Annotated in this window: 2 protein-coding genes; both read left to right on the forward strand. The window is 61.1% G+C overall.

What is annotated here, in order from left to right:
- Positions 1-176: FAD-binding protein (locus AACS18_RS00605; RefSeq protein WP_146184829.1), on the forward strand; the 176-nt coding region annotated here is incomplete at its 5' end.
- Between the two features lie 51 nt (positions 177-227).
- Positions 228-1,155, forward strand: a 928-nt coding sequence (gene glpC / locus AACS18_RS00610; RefSeq protein WP_108613451.1) for an anaerobic glycerol-3-phosphate dehydrogenase subunit GlpC, incomplete at its 3' end; no start/stop codon positions are given.

Below are 1,155 nucleotides of genomic sequence, written 5' to 3' on the forward strand. Positions count from 1 at the left end.
GGGTCAAGACCGACGATAAACTGCGGGTGCTGCGCGGCGGCAAGCCGCTCACCAACCTCTATGGTGCGGGCAGTGTCTTGGCCCATTACGACCCAATTCGTGAAGGTTCCGGCTCCGGCGTTGCCGTTGCCACCGGCTGGCAGGCTGCCGGCCATATTCTGGGCGCGGCCCAATGATTACTACGTCCCATATCCCGTGTCTTCATCATCGCCGGGAGGAGAACTGACATGCTACTGGATCACGCCAACCAAACTTTCGATCAGTGCATCAAATGCACCGTCTGTACCGCCTACTGTCCGGTGGCCAAGGCCAACCCTGCCTACCCCGGCCCGAAACAGGCGGGCCCGGATGGCGAGCGGCTGCGGATCAAGAGCCCCGAGCTCTTTGACAGCGCCCTCAAGCACTGCACCAACTGCAAACGCTGCGAAGTAGCCTGCCCGAGCGGGGTGCGCATCGGCGACATCATCGCCAAGGCCAAACACCAGTACAGCGGCTTCAAACCGGGGATCCGCGAGTTCGTGCTCTCTCACACCGATCTGATGGGCAGCATGTCTACCCTGATGGCCCCGGTGGTCAACTTCACCACCGGCCTCAAGCCGATGAAGCTGGTGCTGGACAAGGCGCTGGGGGTCTCATCCCACCGCGACCTGCCCAAATACTCCCAGGGCACCTTCCGCGGCTGGTACAAAAAGCAAAAAGAATCTCAGGCCCGCTTTGCGCGGCAGATCGCCTACTTCCACGGCTGCTACGTCAACTACAACCACCCGCAGCTTGGCAAGGAGCTGGTACAGGTGCTCAACGCCATGAACATCGGCGTGCAGTTGCTGGAGCGGGAGAAGTGCTGCGGCGTGCCGCTCATTGCCAACGGCTTCATGGACAAGGCCAAGCAACAGGCGGCCTTCAACATCAAGCAGATGGAGAACTCCCTGCAGGGCAACGAGATGCCGCTGCTGGCCACCTCCTCCACCTGCGGCTTCACCCTGCGCGATGAATACCCCCACCTGCTGGAGCAGGACAACCACAAGGTGCGGGATCGCATCTCGCTGGTGACCCGCTTCCTGTGGAACGAGTTCTACAAGGGCAACAAACCGGCGATGAAGCCGCTCAATCTGCACATCGCCTACCACACCCCCTGCCACATGGAAAAAATGGGGG

The organism is Aeromonas sp. HMWF015, assembly GCF_963878965.1.
GTDB lineage: Bacteria > Pseudomonadota > Gammaproteobacteria > Enterobacterales > Aeromonadaceae > Aeromonas > Aeromonas veronii.